13 protein-coding genes are annotated in these 16017 nt (G+C 47.5%); 2 read left to right on the top strand and 11 right to left on the bottom strand.

What is annotated here, in order from left to right:
- Positions 1 to 64: 64 nt before the first annotated feature.
- The 10 genes from MHH92_RS09070 to MHH92_RS09025 all read right to left on the bottom strand — a co-directional run bounded on the left by MHH92_RS09070 (position 65) and on the right by MHH92_RS09025 (position 10284).
- Positions 65 to 1882, bottom strand: coding sequence for an ABC transporter ATP-binding protein (locus MHH92_RS09070; RefSeq protein ID WP_340907651.1), 1818 nt, complete (start codon positions 1880 to 1882; stop codon positions 65 to 67).
- A complete protein-coding gene (locus tag MHH92_RS09065) occupies positions 1882 to 3015 on the bottom strand; it encodes a nucleotidyltransferase domain-containing protein (protein WP_340907650.1) in 1134 nt (377 codons plus the stop codon). The genes MHH92_RS09070 and MHH92_RS09065 overlap by 1 nt, the downstream gene beginning before the upstream one ends.
- Before the next feature lie 52 nt (positions 3016 to 3067).
- Positions 3068 to 3550 carry a lasso peptide biosynthesis B2 protein gene (locus MHH92_RS09060; RefSeq protein WP_017689559.1) on the bottom strand — a complete coding sequence of 161 codons (483 nt, stop codon included), beginning with the start codon at positions 3548 to 3550 and terminating at the stop codon, positions 3068 to 3070.
- Positions 3551 to 3554: 4 nt separating this feature from the next.
- On the bottom strand, positions 3555 to 3854 hold the full coding sequence (locus tag MHH92_RS09055) for a lasso peptide biosynthesis PqqD family chaperone (RefSeq protein ID WP_036669864.1): 300 nt from the start codon (positions 3852 to 3854) through the stop codon (positions 3555 to 3557).
- Complete coding sequence (locus tag MHH92_RS09050) at positions 3851 to 4798, bottom strand: aldolase (RefSeq protein ID WP_340903299.1); 948 nt, start codon at positions 4796 to 4798, stop codon at positions 3851 to 3853. Before MHH92_RS09050 ends, MHH92_RS09055 begins: the two co-directional genes overlap by 4 nt.
- A 139-nt stretch (positions 4799 to 4937) precedes the next feature.
- Positions 4938 to 5075 (bottom strand): paeninodin family lasso peptide, encoded by a 138-nt coding sequence (locus MHH92_RS09045; RefSeq protein ID WP_174806426.1) that lies wholly within the window; start codon positions 5073 to 5075, stop codon positions 4938 to 4940.
- 53 nt (positions 5076 to 5128) lie between these two features.
- Entirely contained in the window at positions 5129 to 5263 is a 135-nt protein-coding gene (locus MHH92_RS09040) for a paeninodin family lasso peptide (RefSeq protein WP_179088635.1), read from the bottom strand.
- A 65-nt stretch (positions 5264 to 5328) separates the two neighbouring features.
- Entirely contained in the window at positions 5329 to 7260 is a 1932-nt protein-coding gene (locus tag MHH92_RS09035) for an asparagine synthase-related protein (RefSeq protein ID WP_340903296.1), read from the bottom strand.
- Complete coding sequence (locus MHH92_RS09030; RefSeq protein ID WP_100529485.1) at positions 7257 to 8525, bottom strand: sulfotransferase family protein; 1269 nt, start codon at positions 8523 to 8525, stop codon at positions 7257 to 7259. Before MHH92_RS09030 ends, MHH92_RS09035 begins: the two co-directional genes overlap by 4 nt.
- Positions 8526 to 8949: 424 nt before the next feature.
- On the bottom strand, positions 8950 to 10284 hold the full coding sequence (locus tag MHH92_RS09025) for an MFS transporter (RefSeq protein WP_340903295.1): 1335 nt from the start codon (positions 10282 to 10284) through the stop codon (positions 8950 to 8952).
- A 309-nt stretch (positions 10285 to 10593) separates the two neighbouring features.
- Here MHH92_RS09025 and yhbH point away from each other — a divergent pair, with 309 nt between their 5' ends.
- Together yhbH and MHH92_RS09015 are read left to right on the top strand one after the other, a co-directional pair.
- Positions 10594 to 11763 (top strand): sporulation protein YhbH, encoded by a 1170-nt coding sequence (gene yhbH / locus MHH92_RS09020; RefSeq protein WP_036609998.1) that lies wholly within the window; start codon positions 10594 to 10596, stop codon positions 11761 to 11763.
- Complete coding sequence (locus MHH92_RS09015) at positions 11760 to 13196, top strand: SpoVR family protein (protein ID WP_076252399.1); 1437 nt, start codon at positions 11760 to 11762, stop codon at positions 13194 to 13196. Before yhbH ends, MHH92_RS09015 begins: the two co-directional genes overlap by 4 nt.
- A 139-nt stretch (positions 13197 to 13335) precedes the next feature.
- Here MHH92_RS09015 and MHH92_RS09010 read toward each other — a convergent pair whose 3' ends face one another.
- A complete protein-coding gene (locus MHH92_RS09010; RefSeq protein ID WP_340903293.1) occupies positions 13336 to 15816 on the bottom strand; it encodes an EAL domain-containing protein in 2481 nt (826 codons plus the stop codon).
- Between the last annotated feature and the right edge of the window lie 201 nt (positions 15817 to 16017).

The raw sequence follows: 16017 nt of genomic DNA, 5'->3' as shown, positions 1-16017 counted from the left end.
CAAACTACTTACATGAAAGGCGCGCCCCTCGTGGCGCGCCTCTTTACGTTATGTCATAACCTACTTATTGTCCTACAACACCCGCTTGCATGTTCAAAAGCTTTCTGAACGTCCCTACCGGGTCTGTAGATAACTGTTGATATCCGCCCTCCTGGATGACACGACCTTCGTCCAGCACAATCACACGATCTGCCGTTCGAATGGTGGACAATCGGTGTGCAATCACGATAATGGTCACATGTCCTTTTAACCGTTCCAGCGCCTCATGAATGTACTGTTCATTCTCACTGTCGAGTGCACTCGTTGCTTCATCCAGTACCAATACAGAAGGATTCCGCAGCATGGCCCGGGCGAGCACCAATCGCTGACGTTCGCCCCCGGATAGCCGAATACCCCGATCACCAATGATCGTATCCAGACCCTGAGGCAACTTCCGTACAAATGCCGCAGAGGAGGAAAATTGCAAAGCCTGCCACATCTGTTCTTCACTTGCATTTGGATCAACCAGACGCAGATTCTCACGAATACTCGTATGAAACAGGAATGGGTCCTGGGAGACATATCCGATGGAACTTCGCCAGCTCAATAATCGTTCTTCTGACAGAGGCACACCGTCAATCAGAATACGACCAGTTTCAGGCCTTACGAGGCCCATAATCAGATCTATCAGCGTGCTCTTGCCTGCTCCCGATTTCCCCACAATCGCGGTCATGCCCCTTGCTGGAATCGAAGCTTGCACATTTCGCAATGAGTACGTATCACTTCCCTCATAGCGATAGCAGACATCCTCACAGGTGATAGATTCATTCAGTTCCATAGGTTGAATCCCATCAGTTCCAACGTCTCCTGCCGAAGCAATCTCTTCACTAATCTCACGACTCTTCGCCGTCTGCGCTTGCAATTCTCTGACTACCCGAAACGCAGGCAGCATGGAGCTGATGTACTCCAGATTGGACTGAATTGCCGTAAATTTTGGCCATAACCGGGAAAAGATAAGGATGATGAGCAGCAGACTTGCTGGAGGTACCGTCATTACACGGAGAGAAAGATAGATGAATGCCGCAATAATGATTGCCGCGGACATCCGGTGTATCAGCTGTGTTCCACTGTTCAATTGGCTAAACTGAATGACATTGCGTTCTATCTGTCTGCACATGCGCTCAAACCAGTTCATGTGTGAGCGCTCAAGCATGTTGCTCTTAATATCCTTAATGCCGTTGAAATGCTCGGTAATGCCGTTATAATAACTTTGGGAGAATTCAGAGGTCTGGTCTCCGATCTGCTTAGCCCGCTTGACGAAGTTTCTCAAGACAAAAAATAATAACAATCCACAGACCAGCACAAGTGCCGTCAGCTTGGCGGATAACCAGAAAGCAAGACCGATCTGAATGCCCGTAAAAATCAGCGAGGCTGCCATTTGCAGCATAATGCTCGTTCCTTGGCTCACACGTGCAAGTTCAGTCGTTAATATATGGTTAAAATCGGATTTTCGTTTTTGGAGAAAAAATGACCATTGCGCCATAATAATAGCACCATAGGTTTCCATGCGCAGCGTTCGTACAAATTGCTGCTGGATTCGAGTATTACGGATCGTCTGGAGACGCTGCATCCAGGCCTGTCCGGAGACAATCAACACAAAGGTGAACAATACGAGTAACAATTGGCTATTTTCAGAAAAACGATTCAACACGTCGCCAAGCCAGGGAATGTTTAAGCCTGTGGAGCCCATCTCAAATATGCCAATCAGACTCAGCATCGGAACAAGCATGTAGATGCCGATCCCTTCCATGAGACTGATACAGATCATCCCTATCAGATTCCAATATAAAATGGGCCCCGTGACATGATGCAACTTTCGCATGAAATACCTTAATTCCGAGATCATACTTTACCCCTTTCCGTCACCGTATACCTTTTAATTCGCCGCCAGAACCAGAGAAACGGACGTAACGGAAAGTATAGAAAAAACAAAGAACGTGGAAGCGGCAATTGATCCACATCCCATGTACTTGGATATAAACGTTCAATAAAGAAGAACCATTTCTGTTTTGTACTTCGAAGTTTAAACAAATACGATTGATAAGACTTCATATCAGCCGGACTTTCCAGCTTGTCGTTCATGAACTTTGCGCCTTCGTTGGCTAATCGCTTGCCTGTACGGTCACTCAAGGACATCAAGGACCTGTACTCTACATCCAGCGGCGTATTCAGCAGCTCCGAAGCCAGATAAAGAGCCTGCGAACCGATCGATAAACGACCCTCCGCTTTCAGACGTCTCTCTACTTTCTTCACATCAAGTGGCATGCTGCGGATCATCTGGTCGATATCAAGTAACCAGCGCAGTCTGAACCAGCCGTGTCGTGCACCATGGGTTACGAGATAAGCCCATAGATCTTCTTGTTCAAGCATACGGACAGGTGTCTGTGTGTATGAACTGAACCGGCTACGTTTCCACAGCAATTCAAAATCGGTTTCTTTGCCCGAATCTGGATTCAGACGCCAATGAATCTCCACTTGAGTCCTTTTGACCGGATGGGTGTAACAGATATGATGTTCCCGCCATTTCCAGCTGCGCACCGTAGGTGCCCGCTCCCCTTCCTTGGATACGTATCCGAGGGTAGCCAGAATGCCTTCAGCTGCTTCCACATCATCAAACGGAATCAGGATATCCAGGTCTTTGGAGGTTCGCATCGATACATCGCCATAGAGATCATGTGCGAGTGCCGGTCCCTTTAGTGTAATATTGCGGATGCCGCGTTCACGAAAAGCTCCACACACCTGCTCCATTTCAGCTGTCAGATGTAACATGCGGAACGTATTGACCGTATACTGTTGTCTCAGACTCTCCATAACATCTGCAGGAATGATTGCAGAGTTCAATTCTTTCATTTTCACATAAAGGACAGAATATAAGCGGTGATGATAGACCAGCCGCAGAAAGAGCTGCCAATCGGTTCCCTGCAAACGCGCCTTGAGTTCTTCAGGGGATAGAGCCGTCAGATCACCTCTAATCATGCTCAAAATCAGCTTAAGCTCCTTCGGAAACCCTGATGAATAGAGTTCACTTTCATGTATCATAGACAATCTCCCCAGATCCCTTCTCCGGACACCGTTTGCCAAACACACCGACAACCGTATATTGGTCCATAGTATCAGCTCCGGTCACGATCAATTTACCACTTCGCAGCCAGGCATGAGCCATCATATGTCCTTGCTTATTCCGTGCAGTCCCCATATATAACGTACTCTCTATCTTGCGTCGCTCAAGCATCTTCATCCCGGCAATCGCCATTACAAGGCAGCGGCTTTCCCATAACGTATATTTGCTGGCGAGCGAAATTGCTTTGGAAATATTCCGTATAGTGATGACCTCGCTGCGTTCGAGTCCTGTCATCGGTGTTTCTACCATAGGCGTACCCAGCCCTGGCGCGATTTTGGCAAATGGCATAGCCTTCTGTATGCGTGCCCAGCCAAGGAGGATATAGGCCTCCCATACCAGTCGACGCATCGACCGCGGGAGCGAGAGATAAGCCTTTATTTTTCGCAACATCATTCTACACTCCGCGAGTAACGTCGATTAAACCTTCACGGGACAGATGTTCCATGAATTGCACCACCTGCTCACGACATACATCTGGCTCAATCTCATACTCCGCAGCAAGTACCTCAACAACTTCACCCAGCGTGCGTTCTTCTGCGATCAGGTCCCAGATTCGTCCACCGGTACTCCCGAGATTATAGTATTTTCCAGAGCTAATGCTCATCATGACTTTCTCACTACCCATATCACTGACCAGATTGCCTTCCTTCCGGGTTACCCGGTCTTCCACATTCATCGGCGTAGTCGCTGTCATTGTCCTGTATGCACTCCTTTGCGTATATGATCTGTGATCCGATCCACCATCTCAAATGCTGTAAACTCAGCACCCGTTCTGACTAATCTGCCAATCTCCACACTTGCTGAAAGTCTTGAAGCCGTCTCGAACAACCACTGTGCCAGCCCCTGTCTTGCAACGAGTCCACCACGGAACGTATGCGAGCATAACAGATGCAGTCGTTCTAGCCCCGTCACTTCCACCAGTTGAACAGCTGTATGGTTTGCCTCTGGTTGTGGAGCAAGTTCGAATATTCCACCTAGTGGTACGGCCATCTCATGAAAATAGTGCTGAACAGGTATCGCATACTTTGTAATCTCTGCGTGAACCGTTGCATAATCCTCCTCCTTCATGCCGAAGCCGTCCAGACTGGGCTGCCATAACTTCTGTTGCGGGTAACCAGGTGATACGATAGCTCTTCCTCCGGCATCCCAGGTCAGTGCAACAACATCATCGGTGAGAAGTGGATATCCGCGTGATGCCAGTGCGGCCGACAGTGTCGATTTGCCTGCTCCCGAATGTCCGACAAATGCGTAAGCCCAGCCATCAATAACCACTGCACTGCCATGCAATGGAAGGATGCCACGCTGCATCATAATGACCGCCATACAGGTGCCCAGGATGAATAATCTGACCTTCTTCTCATCCGCTCCTGGCTGAGGGGATACAACAATGCGCTTTCCTTGTTCCATTAGAAACAGACCTGTATCTTCGATTTCGAAAAATAGACTGCCCTCTCGTGCCACAAAGTTGTCGTTGCCTACATCCCAACCCTCCCACAATAGGGTCAGATCTGAAGACTCGATGTGCACATCCACGACATCAAAATCAGTCTCTGCATCCTTGGGTGCGATCTGTAGTTCAGGCATTCGAATTTGACTCGACCAGCGCAGACCATACGCCACATAATGCACAGGCAACAATGAACGACGCCTCCTTCGTAATAAAATGTAAAAAAAAGCCCTTATATTCATGTTGCTCAATATAAGGGCGGAGGCGAAAAGCTGGATTTGTTGCATTTCCGCCCTTTAAGTATGATGACACTTCATAAAACTAAACAACTTAGGAAGTTGGATCGTACAGATCCGCATCGTGAACCGTGATCCAGTCAATTTGTCTGTAGCCAGTACCGGCCATTGTTTGATTGACTTCCAACACTTCAAGAGCTGGTGCTTGCCATTCCTTTTTTTCCATTTGCATCGTATTCACCTCCTTTTCGCACTTCTAAGTATGATGGCATATGGTAAAGCTTTCTAACTAGTTCCGTAGAGATCCGCATCGTGAACCGTAACCCAGTCGATATGTTTGTAACCTGTGCCCGCCATTGTTTGGTTGACTTCCAATATTTCCAGTGCTGGTTCTTGCCATTCCTTTTTTTCCATTTGCATCGTATTCACCTCCTATCATGAGTCAAATGTAAGAAAAATCCGGGCCCACAGTTCACCGGGCTATATCAGAATTTCCGAATGAACCGATAGACGATCAGACTATGCATCATCAATCGCAGATCTGGATGCGAAGCAAGTTCAGGTCTTGGACTCGGGAAATTGGCCAGGGCAGACTTGATACGCTCCGTGTTTAATATGCCAGCGACCTTGCTGTCAGAACACAAAGCACGTAACTCAGCGGTAAAAGCATCCCAATTCGGAATGATGCGATGTAACCAATCCGCCGGCTGCACACCCCGTACCCGCTGATTCAATCTGACCTTGTCAGGCAACTCTGGTGAAGTAGCCCGGCGAATCAACGAACGATCCGTCCCGTGTTTCACATATTGTTCAATCGGTACGGACAGGCAGAATCGAACGACTCTGGCATCACTTGTCGGATCACGTTCCCAAGCCCGATAACGGAGAGAACATTTTGTGGCGACAGCACCGTTTTTGTTCGCAATGGCCAGATTATTGAATTTCTCGGCACGCACTTTGAGTGCATCCGCCTGGGCACCACCCTGCAGAACAATAATGGATTTGAGTCGTTCCAGTACACCCGTTCTTTGCGCAAAATCAGGATGGATCAACTGTACAGAAGCGGCCTGGCTGGCTCCTTTGGACTGAGCCTTGAACCAATCCGGATATGCCTTTTTCCCGGTGATCTTGGCTATACGGGAGAAGGGCATGCCCGTTCGTTCACTATACTGCTGCATTTCACGGAACCAGCGGTACCACCGACCACTTTTCAGTAGACTGGCGTAATAATCCAGAGCTGGACCCCAGGAGATGGTGAAATTACCACGTGCGCCTGTGAGCAGGATGCCTGCATCTTGCTGGCTCGCTTTTTCATAGAATCCGCGAATCCAGAATGAATTTTCAAAGTATTTATAGGGCATTTCCATAATGTCGAGCCAGGTATCTACTTCACTAAGTGGACTTCTGCCTTCAAAATCAAGATAGTTCTCCGTGATATTGCCGACATGATTAATGGTTGAACGTATGAAAGGCCGTTCGTCTGCGAGCAACGTTTTCGACGTATAATCTGTAAAATCCGGTACGGGAACATAACTATAGGCCTGCAGCCGTTTTCCCTGACTTCTCAGTGTTCCGGAAGCAAAACCAACCACGGCTCCCGAGTCCAGTCCGCCACTTAATGCAGCAGCCACCTGTCTGTGCGTTCGCAAGCGCGATCCAACCGCCTGCCCAAAGACCTCCCGAAACGCTTCTACATACTCGCCATCGGATTTAAGCCTTAGAGGTTCCACTTCATTCCAGCGATGATATTGCTTCAGCTCCAGTCTCCCATCCCGGAAGACAAGTGTATGTGCAGAAGGCAGCTGGCTTATTCCCCGATATACGGTCGAATTGATATCTGCTGAATCATGCATGTCAGGAATGGCAAGGAATTCGGACAGCCAAGTCTCATCAAGTTCTTTATGTACCCCTTCAAGCCCGAGCAACGGATTCATCAGTGTGCAGAAAGCAAAACGTGAACCATCATGTCGGTAATAAAAAGCTCTCATGCCTGTAATGTCTCTCGCTGCATACAGTTTTCGATTCCGCTCATCCCATATCGCGAATACAAAATCCCCCAGCAATCGGACGGCTACATCGTCTCCCCAGCGCTGATAGGCACGCAAGATCAATTCACTATCCGCCAACATAGCCAGTTCAGCTCTAGATATTTGTAATTGATCTGCCAGTTGTTCCCGGTTATCCAGAATGGCATCTGCCGTGATGGTCAGACCACTTTCCTCATCATATAAAGGCAACTTCTCGCTAACCGATTCCGGTGTAATCCATTGGGCATGACAGCTGAGGAACGCCTCATTGCCTTTCCACACTCCTGTTGTATCCGCAGGGACATGCCCTAGGCTTGCGTACAGACGCCAGCTGTCTTCCCATAGCGCCTGCTGACCATCGTTGTGAACAATTCCTGCTATGGCGCTCATGACTTGCCTCCCCGTAGAATCTTGCGCTGTGAAGCCCATGCGCTGATCTGATGACCAAATGGTACCCATGATTTGATACGCTGTATTTTGCTTTGAGCAGAAGCCAGCTGGACCTTCAAGCGTTCTCGCTCACTGTAACCCCGTTCCAGACGATGATCTGCTGCCCGTAATGCGGCTTGCAGCTGTCTGATCGTTACCAGTGCAGCTAGCGTCGGGTCTGTCTTTTCCGGTTCTTCGACAACTTGGTCATTAAGATTCCCAAGCGGATCATGAACGACAGAATCTGCTGGCTGCATTCGGTATTGCGGTTGCCACTGGCAACCGGTCGCTGCTGTCAACTGATGCGTGATTCGATCAATGACCTCCTGATCCGGACTTGCATCATAATGTACACCCGTCCATTGTTCGGCTTCTGCGAGCTGTTCACTGTACCCCATCTGGTGGAACAGATCTGCCCCCATCACACGGCAATACAGTTCAACTTCATGTGGTTCTAATATGTTTTTCCAGTTGTTAACAGAACCCTGATGTGCCTCTTGATGCGAAGAGAGGAAAGGATCACCCACGCCCATACTGTAGAACATGTCAGACTTGGCACTGTCCAGAAACTGTCCATACTGCTCCATTCCCTGTTCATATCGAATTCCCAGAAATGCGCATAGTTTCTCAAGTTCTTCCTGAGGATTGGAAACCAATCGTTCATATTGCAATTCATACGCATTGGAGTGGGGTTTGGCAAAATAATCATTCAAGCGGAGCATCCCAAGTGTGAGATCTACGGATTTCATATTTAATTTGGGGCTCTGCAGACTATGAATCAGGTCGAATCCTTCTCCTGTGTGGCGGTTTACCTTTTTGAATGATGCAGCTACGGCCAGAGGATTACGCTGGAGATGAATACGCTTGGACTGAGGGAACAGACGATCCAGCCATTCCAGCATGTAATAGTACCGTGGAGATTTATCAACGATGAAGTCTGCTCCGCTCCCCTCCAGGAATCCATTGTAGATTTCAAGAGCAAAACTTCTGCACGCCTTCTCAAAGACATCCTCAGATACCATGGCATTGTAGAACTGGCGCATGATGGAGCTGCCACCGTAAGCACGTGAATCAGCCTTGGGTAAATCGACAAGATTCATCAGAAACCACATTTCCTGGGTGGCAAATATACGACTATGATTTTGCAGCATTACGGTGGATAAGGAACTACCACTGCGGGGAACACATAGTAAGAAAACAAGTCCGTTACCTTGAGCATCGATCAATGGCAGCCTCTCCTCTGTTCATTAGTATAAATGTGTAGCTGGGATAGACCAGACTCTACCTTTGTGTTTGGCAAAACGAGTAATATGCACGCTATAGGTGAGCATTTTGCAATATTCCGTCGGAAGTTCACCCGGGAATGAAGCAAAACACATGATTACATTCGACAACTCTCAGATACAATATGTATTTATAGTTTTACTCTATGATACAAAATGTATCATGTCAATCTTTTATTTTCACCTTTTCATAAATTGATACTCTTTCACTGTATTCTGCTGTCTGTCATTTAAGCACTTATTCATGGATCAATTATGTTCTGATTGCACAAACGCGAATAAGCTCCAGACATGTTCTGTGAGGAACAATGCCTGAAGCCATACGTAATCCGTTGAGAAACTTAATATGAAAACGGGTGAACAACCATCAGGTAAATCTTACATCTGAACTTTTCCCAGTAGCTCCAACGCTCCCATTTCGCTCTTCTTCCTGATCTGCCCGTGTAGCATCCTGCAAACCCTTCTGTACCTTCACGGTTAACAATACAGCAATGCCCGCGACGAAAAAGAAGATGAGCGACAGAATACCCCAACGTGTGGAACCCGTGATCTGCCCAACATAACCAAACACAAATGGACCGAAGATCGAAGAGAATTTGCCTGTAATATTCACAAAACCAAAATACTCTCCTGTTCTGCCTGCTGGCATCAGATTGCTAAACAGGGAACGCGCTGTGGATTGACTCACACCCTGCACGACACCAACCAACCCGGCGAGCACATAGAAGTGGATCGCTTGTGTCATGAAATAACCGAGAATCACAATACATATGTAGACCGATAAGCTAACGATTAATACCTGCTTTGCTCCCCAACGCTGTGCCCATGCTCCCAGTAACAATGTACACGGGAACCCGATGAACTGGGTTAACAGTAGTGCGAGCATCAGGTCGGCTGTGCCTATACCTATACTTGTCCCATAGATTGTAGCCATTAGAATGATGGTATTAATGCCGTCATTAAAAAACCAGAAAGCCACCAACATCCGGATTAACTGGGGAAAACGCCGCATCTGACGAAAGGTTTGGCGCAGTCTGCGCACTCCCACCGCAGCATACCCTGTCCAGGTTACGGGCAGATCCGATGATGCAGGACGTATCGGAGCATGGCGAAAGATCGGTATCGAGAACAGCAACCACCACAACGAGACGGAGATAAACGCAAGTCTTGTGCCTGCCAATGTACTGCTCATCCCGAACCAGCCCGGTTGCTGAATCATCAACAGGTTCACCGCAAGCAGCAAGCCTCCTCCAATATAACCATAAGCATAAGCTTTGGAGGATATCATGTCCCTTCGTTCCACGGGTACCAGATCCGGCAGCATTGCATCGTAAAAGGTGTTACCACCTGCAAAACCGATTGTAGATATGACGAGCAACACGGAAGCAAGAAACCAGTCCCCTTCACCGATTGCGCTGAATCCCAATGTGGCAAGGACGCCTATAATTGCAAATACACGCAGGAAGTCGCCTTTCCGTCCTGACAAATCAGCCAGCGTGCCTAGCAACGGTGTTAGCAGAGCTACGCACAACATGCCAATGGAGTGTGTATAGGCCAGGTAGGAGGCGGCGGTATCCGTATCCAGTGTTGCGGCAGCCACCGAAGCATAGAATACAGGCAGTACTGCCGCCAGTACAGTTGTCGCGTAAGCCGAGTTGGCCCAATCATACATAATCCAAGCCTTGATCGCCTTTTTATTCACATAAATCCTTCCTTTTCATGCATCTCTATATTAGTGCGAGTTCAACAAGTCTAATTGGACTTTTTAAACAACCTCTATTAGATGCCAGATCGATGTCTTTCTCCTATTGTATAGGAAGGATATCACACTTGTTCACTGTTTCTGTAAAAAATGGTGCAGTTCTGTTATTACGACTCACCTTACCTCTGAGGTGAACTTGCGTAATTGTATCATTTTATATCCACTCTCATCACATATCGTCCTCGCCCGTGAATATACTTAATTACCGACAGGCCAAACTGTGCCGCGTAATCAATGGGGGGTGCCTACATGTCAAATTCACACCAGCCTTACTCGTTCGTCGTGTCGAAGGAAGATTGGTCGCTTCACCGCAAAGGGTACCAGGACCAACAGCGCCATCAGCAAAAGGTGAAAGATGTCATCAAGCAGAATCTGCCTGATCTGATTACGGAAGAAAACATCATCATGTCTGATGGAAAACAAATCATCAAGGTACCAATCCGCAGTCTGGATGAGTACCGTTTTGTGTATAACTACCAGAAGCAAAAACATGTCGGTCAAGGAGACGGTGACAGTCAGGTCGGAGACGTCATCGGTCGTGATCCCTCTGCTTCGCAGAAACCCGGCAAAGGCGAAAAAGCTGGCGATCAGCCTGGTCATGATATTGTGGAAGCCGAAGTTAGTATTGAGGAATTGGAAGATATGCTCTTCGCTGAGCTGGAATTACCCGATCTGAAGCAGAAAGACAAAGACCTGATTGAGACACATACGGTAGTTTTCAACGATATTCGCAAAAAAGGCATGCAGTCCAATATTGACAAGAAACGTACCATTCTGGAGAATCTGCGTCGCAATGCAACGACCGGTACGCCAGGCATCCATCACATCAGTCCGGATGACCTGCGCTACAAGACATGGGAAGACAAAATCATTCCACAATCCAATGCCGTTATTATTGCCATGATGGATACATCCGGGTCCATGGGTTCGTTTGAGAAATACTGCGCGCGCAGCTTTTTCTTCTGGATGACCCGTTTTCTACGCCGTCAGTATGAGAAAGTTGAGATTGTTTTCCTCGCCCATCATACGGAAGCCAAGGAAGTAACCGAAGAAGAGTTCTTTACCCGTGGCGAGAGCGGAGGCACTATCTGCTCCTCTGTATATATGAAGGCGCTGGATATTATTGACAGTCGATATCCGCCTTCAAGCTACAACATCTACCCATTCCACTTCTCTGATGGGGATAATCTGACCTCGGATAACGAACGGTGTGTGAAGCTGATCGGCGAGTTAATGAAGCGTAGCAATATGTTTGGATACGGTGAAGTGAATCAGTACAACCGCAGCAGCACACTGATGTCGGCTTATCGTCATATCAAGATGGATCAGTTCATGTATTATGTGATCAAAGAAAAAGGCGAAGTGTACAAAGCTTTGCGCAGCTTTTTCCAGAAACGGGAAGGAGGCAGCGTTAGATGACAGATGAGATCCGCGACCTAGAATACGCTATTGCCGAGATTATGGAGATTGCCAATGGTTTTGGCCTGGATTATTACCCCATGCGGTACGAAATCTGCCCATCGGATATTATTTATACATTTGGAGCCTACGGCATGCCGACCAGATTCAGCCACTGGAGCTTTGGCAAAACATTTCATAAGATGAAAATGCAATACGATTTTGGACTAAGCAAAATTTATGAGCTTGTCATCAACTCCAACCCTTGTTATGCCTTCTTGCTGGATGGCAATTCCCTGATTCAGAACAAATTGATCGTAGCCCACGTATTGGCACACTGCGATTTTTTCAAAAACAATGCCCGCTTTTCCAAATCCAACCGTAATATGGTCGAAAGCATGGCTGCTACGGCGGATCGGATCAGTAATTATGAGATGGAGTACGGAACGGAAGCGGTCGAAGCATTTATCGATGCCGTGATCGCAATTCAGGAACATGTGGACCCACAGCTGATTAAACCCCGCCATTTGGACAAACAACGCTACATGGAGATGAAAATGCGGGAGCAGCGCGGTGAGAAAAAACCACGGCCGGAAGGTCGCTATGATGATCTATGGTCACTTGATGACGTGCAGACGGAAGAAGCACCCGCTGAAGGTATTCAGGTCCATCATTTTCCGCCTGAACCGGAGAAGGATGTCATGTGGTTTATTCAGGAATTCTCCGAAGTGTTGACCGACTGGCAGCGGGATATCATGAGTATGATGCGTGAAGAGATGTTATATTTCTGGCCACAGATGGAAACCAAAATCATGAACGAAGGCTGGGCATCCTACTGGCATCAACGCATTATCCGTGAGCTCGATCTGAACAGTGAGGATACGATCGAATTTGCCAAACTCAACTCCTCCGTGGTGCAGCCATCCAAACAAAGTCTGAATCCGTATTATTTGGGACTGAAGATTTTCGAGGATATTGAACGGCGCTGGGATAACCCAACCCGTGAAGAACAGGAACGTTGGGGCCGTAAACCAGGCCAAGGTCGTGCCAAAATGTTCGAGGTGCGTGAATTCGATTCCGATACCTCCTTTATCCGCAATTACATGACCAAGCAATTAACCGAGGATCTGGACCTCTACGTATTTGAGAAAAAAGGCCCGGACTGGAAAATCACCGACAAGTCCTGGGAGAACATACGGGATCAGCTCGTATTTTCACGTGTCAACGGGGGCTCCCCTTACTTGGTCGTGCAAGATGCTGATTATCTGCGGACAGGGGAACTCGTGCTCAAACATCAATATGAAGGCATTGAGCTGGACCTGAAATATATGGAACGCACCCTGCCTTATCTGTATCGCCTCTGGGGACGTACCGTACATGTGGAGACACGTGTCGAGGATAAACCGATCTGGTTTACGTATGATGGCAAGAAACACCACCGCAAGTTTATGTAAGGTTTTCGATTATCATTATAGGAAACGAAAAGATAAATGCTCTTATCATGAGTGAGATTAATGATTAATAAAAGATAAGACATAAAAAAGCGGCAAGTTCCCGACATACACGGGGACTTGCTGCTTGGCATACATAAAATTAGGATGGTGCCGGTGGTGTACCATTACCCTGCAATCGCAGCGGCACAAAAAAATCATGCTCCACTTCACTTGCCGGCAGTGGGCGACTGAAATAATAGCCCTGAATCTCCCGGCAATCATTCTGCATCAGTATATCCAGTTGGCCTTTCGTCTCAATGCCTTCCGCAATGACTTCCATCTTGAGATTCTGTGCCATCGATATAATGGTCGCCACAATGGCTTGATCGCTGTGACTCTCTGTAATGTCCGTCACAAACGAACGATCAATCTTGAGCTTGTGAATCGGGAAATGCTTCAGATAACTGAGTGAACTGTATCCCGTACCAAAATCATCCAGGCTGATCTTGACACCCAGTGCTGTCAGTTCATTAAGAATCGCCGTGGATACGGCTGCATCCATCATCATGCTCTCTGTTATTTCCAACTCCAGATATCGAGCATCCAGCCCTGTCTCCAAGAGTGCATTCTTGACCTGTTCTACCAAGTTGGATTGGTGGAACTGCTGGCTGGACAAGTTAACCGATACCGGAATGAGTGGTCCGCCACTGGCATGCCAGAGTTTCATCTGCCTGCATGCTTCCCGGAGCGTCCAATTGCCAATCTCATAGATCATGCCTGTCTCTTCTGCAAGCGGGATAAACACATTGGGTGCGAGCAGACCTTTGAGTGGATGGTTCCAACGTATAAGAGCCTCCACACCAATCATGCGGCTATCCTCGGTACGAATCTGTGGTTGATAGTACAGGACCATCTCATCGCGTTCCAAAGCTTTACGAAGATAACCCTCCAGCTCAATGCGTTCATATAGTTCCGAATCCAGTTGGGCCGTGTAGAATTGGAAACCATTTTTGCCGTTTTTCTTCACTTCATACATGGCGGAATCCGCATGTTTCAGCAAAGCATCCACGCCCACTCCATGATCCGGATACATCGCAATTCCAATGCTCGCGGTTACGTAAAAGTCATTCTCTTTCAGTCGATAAGGTAACTGAATGGCTTCAACAATCTGTTTTGCAAGTTCTGCCACTCGTACTTCTGTCGCTTGATCCTGGGTCACAACGAGTGTGAACTCGTCACCGCCCATCCGAGCCAGCATGACATTCTCCATAGCCAAGGGATCAGAAGCTTCTATGGCTTTCATGATCCGGTTGCTTACTTCTCTTAAAAATACATCTCCAATGGAATGTCCCAGCGAGTCATTAATCATCTTGAAACGATCTATATCCATCACCATAACGGCAAAAGAATTCCCTTTTTCTGCTGAATCGTTAATCGTACAAGCCAGCACATCATCCAACTTGCGCCGATTGGGCAACCCCGTCAACGGATCATGCAATGCTTGGTGACGAATCTTCTCCTGAGCCTGTTTCTCCTCCGTTACGTCTTTGATCAAAATGTGACTTCCCACATGTCTGCCATCAATGACAACAGGAACTACAACAATACTAAGGTCCAGAAGTTCACCCTGTACATCTCTCATTTTGGCCATGTAGTGCGCCTGCTCCAGCCCATGATCATCCCAATCGATGGAATCAAATTCACTTATCCACTCTATATCGATTTGCTGAGCGATCTCATCAATGGAACGATCCATGACCTCTTTTTCAGGATATCCGGTGATTGTTGTTACAGCAGCATTAATGCCTTTGACAATACCTTCCTTGTTCACTGAAATAATGGCATCCGAATGGTTATGATACAGGGCCTGATACCATTGCTCATTCTCATGAATCCGTCGATCTTTCTGTGACATTCGCTGATTGATAAATATGCCAAACAACGTCAAACCCAAAGCAATAAATGTGCCCGATGCGATCAAGTAGGCGAGAATGCCTGGCTCAATCTGCATACCTGAACTTACCATCGAGCCATGTGAATGATGGAAATGTGCGGCTGACATCCCGGTATAATGCATGCCAGAGATTCCAATACCCATAATGAGACCGCTGCCCATCTTGTAAACCCAGGTGTGTCTTGATTGATGATAACGGAAAAAAAACATGAGCCACAATGCCGCAAATGAAGCAAGCGCTGCAATCAGAATGGATAACACCACTCTGCCTGGTTCATACGTAACCGGAATTGACATCGCTGCCATTCCTACATAATGCATCGAGCTGATCCCCGCCGTCATCAGTACTCCAGCAATCATGAGCTTGCTTATCCTGCCCGATTGTCTACCCGCAATGTTCAAGGCCACCCCCGATGCGACAATAGCAAGTAGAACAGATAAAACAACCTTACCGGTGGAATAGGAGACTTGCGTAGGCAGAACAAAAGCCAGCATACCTACGAAATGCATGGACCAGATTCCCAGCCCCATGGATACTGCACCGCAGGTAAGCCATACATTCCGCGTCATCCCGTTAGCCTGACTTACACGGCCTGCAAGGTCAAGGGCAGCGTATGAAGCTAACGATGCAATAATATAGGATAAAATAACAAGTTCTAAGTTGTACGTGCCATGTAGGTGCTCCACTCACTCTGTCCTTTCAACCGGGAAATGCCTTGTATGTATGCAAAAATGTAAAAAAGAAGCGAGTGCGCTGTCTGGATGACAGGCACTCCCTCCGCATCATTTGACTCGTGACAACAGACTTAGTTGAAGCCGTTGTCATACATTGGAACCCGTTTATATGAATGTATATAGTCTAAACGTCCCAGCCTTTAAAATCAACAC

It is taken from the genome of Paenibacillus sp. FSL M7-1414 (assembly GCF_038003195.1).
Taxonomy (GTDB): domain Bacteria; phylum Bacillota; class Bacilli; order Paenibacillales; family Paenibacillaceae; genus Paenibacillus; species Paenibacillus amylolyticus.
This window is presented reverse-complemented; position numbering and strand designations above follow the sequence as displayed.

Coding starts and splice junctions, on each gene's coding strand:
- MHH92_RS09065 (WP_340907650.1), bottom strand. CDS start 3,015: ATGATTAGAGGTGATCTGACGGCTCTATCCCCTGAAGAACTCAAGGCG.
- MHH92_RS09060 (WP_017689559.1), bottom strand. CDS start 3,550: ATGTTGCGAAAAATAAAGGCTTATCTCTCGCTCCCGCGGTCGATGCGT.
- MHH92_RS09055 (WP_036669864.1), bottom strand. CDS start 3,854: ATGACAGCGACTACGCCGATGAATGTGGAAGACCGGGTAACCCGGAAG.
- MHH92_RS09045 (WP_174806426.1), bottom strand. CDS start 5,075: ATGCAAATGGAAAAAAAGGAATGGCAAGCACCAGCTCTTGAAGTGTTG.
- MHH92_RS09040 (WP_179088635.1), bottom strand. CDS start 5,263: ATGCAAATGGAAAAAAAGGAATGGCAAGAACCAGCACTGGAAATATTG.
- MHH92_RS09035 (WP_340903296.1), bottom strand. CDS start 7,260: ATGAGCGCCATAGCAGGAATTGTTCACAACGATGGTCAGCAGGCGCTA.
- yhbH (WP_036609998.1), top strand. CDS start 10,594: ATGTCAAATTCACACCAGCCTTACTCGTTCGTCGTGTCGAAGGAAGAT.
- MHH92_RS09015 (WP_076252399.1), top strand. CDS start 11,760: ATGACAGATGAGATCCGCGACCTAGAATACGCTATTGCCGAGATTATG.